This is a genomic window from uncultured Proteiniphilum sp. (assembly GCF_937873925.1).
Classification (GTDB): Bacteria; Bacteroidota; Bacteroidia; order Bacteroidales; family Dysgonomonadaceae; genus Proteiniphilum.
In genome coordinates this window covers 1-4,173 of the sequence record NZ_CALNAT010000255.1, presented here as the reverse complement: position 1 = coordinate 4,173, position 4,173 = coordinate 1, and the positions used below count along the sequence as shown (strand labels likewise).

Sequence of the window (4,173 nt, the reverse complement as noted above, 5' to 3'; positions counted from 1 at the left end):
CCAACCGGTAGTGGTATCCTGGATCGACACGGAAACCGGATGATCGCTTCCGGAAGCTGGTTTCCTGAAAACAACAAATACGGATTGGGTTCCCTTCAGTTGCAGATCGACCGTGGTACGTCCACCTTTTTCCCGCCAGACCGGTGCATCTGCGATGGAACCATCTTCTGCCTGCCACAGTTCGGGCTGTTTCCCTGAGATAAGGAATGACACGGAGATATGTTGAGGTTTTGATGATTGATTTACTATAAAATAAATGTCTGTATCAGATGAATACCGGTGGGCAATTTTTATGTCTTCAGGATTTGCTGCTTTTTCAACCAGGAAATCAGGCTGTATATTGTGTTTTTTTACTGCATCTTCCAATTGCGTAAAAACAAATCCTTTTTTATACTTGTTTTGCAAGCCGTTTCCCCAAAGTTCACCGGCGATTTTCTTTACTTCGTCATCACACAAAGGATAATCCTTTAAACTTGGAGACTTGACGGGTTTGACGGAAACAACCGTTGCCCCTTTAGATACAATCTGTTTGATCTTGCGGGCTACCTCCGGCAGCATGTCACCATCGCCCGGGAAAACCATGAATGTGTAACTTCTACCCGAAGGCAATATGATCTTACCTTTTTTGACCTTTAACCGGGTATTCAAAAAATCATCTTTCGAGATCACATCGGAAAAGCCTTCCGGCCTGTCCATACAGAGATAATCACTGTATTGCTCCCCGTGTTGGAGCAATGCCTGGCAACGGCCTAAATAGGTGAAAAATGCTTTCCCGGGTTCAAACCAGGTCTGATGCCGGTTAAAGTGTGTGCCCCACCAACCCATACTTAGCCCGGGTTGGTATTTATCATCGAAAGGCTGATGTACCCAATGATGAAGTATCAACCGGTTCACGCCGTCAGCAAAAGCCCCGTCTGCGGATAATTTCAAAAATGCCGGGTCTTCCGTCCATTTGCTGAGTTCAGGTTCTCCGGTAAAAGCCTCGGCACCGACAACGGTCTTTCCGGCAGCCCGGGCTGCCGCAGGAACCAATTGATTGATTTCTCCTTTAGAGAATGTCCAAAACTCTCCCATCGGCAGATCGGCCATCGCCGCTCCCTGGGGTATGCTGAAAGGACCTGTATAAGGTTCGAATTGGAGCTTTAGATCAGCTTTGCGGATTAAGTCTTTGGCAATATTCCATCCGTTTTCAAGGTAGAGTTGATGGATCACATCCTGATAGTCCCATACAAAACGGTTGGTTATATCTTCGCTTTCTATGACCCTTTTTACATCGCCATGCCATCCATGAATGATCAACGGGCTGAAAGTCGTTATCCAGGGAACCGGGTCGTATCCCTTCCGTTTCATAAATTCTTCGCGGAGACCTTCGCTCCAACTTTGTTGCCGGGCCTCGTAGCTGTCGATCAATATATGTTGAAAGGATTTGCCCAAATAGGGGCCGATATGTTCTTTCAACGGATTGAGAACTGTTTCCCAATGAAACTTATTGTGTTCCGCCGTGATTTTATCCACTTCGTAAGATATTCCCATCAGATCGTCGGGTAAGGGATGTGGGTCGGCCATTGTAGGAGCATAGCCGATACGGCAAATGACCCAATCTCCTTCAGGCGCTTCCCACTCCAGGTTTCCCGATTCATCCATTTTACCGGTAAGATCGACAGTCTCTTTTAACATGATTGTCCTGCCTGCCGGCATGGCAATTACGGCAATATCCTTATAAAGTGTCGCTCTTCTTTTGGGACTTCCCCAATCAAGGGTAACAGGCAGTTCGGGCTTTTTTAAAATTACAGAAACTTTTTGACTGCCGCTGACGGATGTTTCACTCCAAACAATCTGCTGCATGCTTCGCTCCTCATCAATCCAGGGACCTCCGGTAGTGGCATATCCCGGGGTGTTGTGCAGTCCTATTTCCAACCCTAATCTTTGCGCCTCTTCCGCTGCAAACCGGATGGCTTCCCAATAGGCGGGACTGCGAAAAGTTTGTTCCGGCCACGGATTGTTTAGCATGGGCGCGTGACTTTCCTGCACGGACGAGGTTATGTTAAAAATAGTCGCTCCTCCGATGCCGGCATCTTTCATCGCTTCAAGATCCCTGGTAATCCCTTCTTTAGAAAAATTAGGCCCCATCCAGTGCCACCAGACATAGGGTTTTACATGGGTCGGTGGATCGAGGAATCTGTTTTCCAATAAATCATCTGTTGTCAGAGCTCTTTTTTGAATGAAACAACCGACCATACAAACACACATGATAGATAGAAATAATACTTTTTTTTTCATATGATAAAAAAATTAGACCCAAGAGCCAAGAATCAAGATACAAGACACAAGACATTTTAATCATATCCTTGCGCATGAATTTGTATTTCATGAGTGTTTCATACGATCATTTTATTATTTGTCGAAATTCAACACACGCGTACCACTAACTCTTCCTGTCCGGGTTCTTACGATGTATTTTAATTGAACAGGGTTATTGTCCTCAAATATTATTCGGATAGGAGAATGGTACAAAGTCCCTTTTAGCATCGGGTCATCGCCATTCAGGGTATAATATATGTTTGCTTCTTTTACAGATGGTTGCATTACGAGATCAAAATCACCGGTATTTGCAATTGCAGTTGTACTGTAGGCCACATCGGGAATTCGAAAATTTACACCTTTTTTGTCGAGCCAATTCAGATTATTACTTAACCTTTTGCTGAAATCATCAAAATCTTTTTCCGCATCGCTCCATCCTATTTCTGCCACCGCCAGTAATCGTGGGAATGCCATATATTCAATCTTCGAATAATTATGAATATATTCCGTCCAGATATTCCCCTGTACCCCAATAATATATTTGTAGTTTTCAACCGGGATCCTGGAGGATAACGGTTCATAACTATATACTTTTTCCAAAGGCAGATTTACGTTGAAATTCACAGGCTCCGTTTCGTGATCGCCTTGATAATAATCGAGATACATAAATGCCGTAGGAGCCATTACCACCTCGTGATGCATTTTGGCGGCTTCAATACCACTCTCTTCGCCTCTCCAGCTCATTACCATGGCGTTTTCGGCAAGCCCTCCTTCCATTATCTCATCCCAACCCAGCATTTTACGTCCTTTGCTTTGAAGGTAGGATCCTACTCTTTTTACGAAGTAACTTTGCAGTCCGGCTTCATTTTTTAAATTTTCTATGCTGATTTTTTCCTGGCATTTGGGACATTCTTTCCATCTTTCTTTTGGAGCCTCATCTCCCCCAATATGGATGATCTGGGACGGGAACATTTCCAGCAGCTCATCAAGTACATCTTCTATAAATTTATATGTCTGCTCGTTGCCGGCGCACATTACATCTTTTTGGACTCCCCAGGCCTCAAGGACTTTAAAAGGACCTCCCGTACAGGAAATTTCCGGACAGGCGGCTAATACGGCCAATGTGTGGCCGGGCATATCAATTTCGGGGATAATGGTGATATTTCTTTTTTCAGCATAAGATACAATATCTTTGATTTGTGCTTGTGTATAAAATCCGCCATGGGGCAATCTGTCAAATGACTCTGCCGGATGCGACGACTGGGTTCCTCTTCTCCACGCCCCGATTTTGGTAAGCAGGGGATACTTTTTTATCTCTATTCTCCAGCCTGCATCTTCCGTCAAGTGCCAATGAAAGGTGTTCAGTTTATAATGTGCCATTAAATCAATGAACTTTTTCACCTCATCGGGCGTATAGAAATACCTTCCCACATCCAACATCGCACCTCTGTATTTGAATCGGGGTTTATCCTGAATTTCAACCTGTGGCAAAGTAACAGATGGTGATTTCTCCAATGGCATCAATTGCAGGAGTGTTTGCAGTCCATAGAATAAACCCGATTCACCTCCCCGTACAACAATTGAATTCTGACTTATATGAAGGGTGTACGACTCTTTTTCACTTGAGTTGTCCAGGATGAAGCTTATTTCTTGTTTTCCCGTTTTCTTGGATATTTTTTGATCGAGTCTCAAATCATAATTTTCACGCAAAAAATCATTCAAAAAATCGGTGATATGGATTAGTTTTTTGTCGTTGCAGGTAATTTTCGTTTTAGTATTCACGTTGAAAGATCCATTCTTAATATCCATTTTTAATGGCTTAGGGATGACGCTTATTTCATTGGAGAAGAGCGATAATGAAAAGAAAAAAAT

2 protein-coding genes are annotated in these 4,173 nt (G+C 43.6%); both read right to left on the bottom strand.

The features are described from left to right. A partial coding sequence (locus tag Q0502_RS18300; protein WP_298653906.1) for a glycosyl hydrolase occupies nt 1–2,190 on the bottom strand: 2,190 nt, incomplete at its 3' end. 204 nt (nt 2,191–2,394) lie between these two features. Next, nucleotides 2,395–4,173: family 20 glycosylhydrolase (locus Q0502_RS18295; protein WP_298653904.1), on the bottom strand; the 1,779-nt coding region annotated here is incomplete at its 5' end.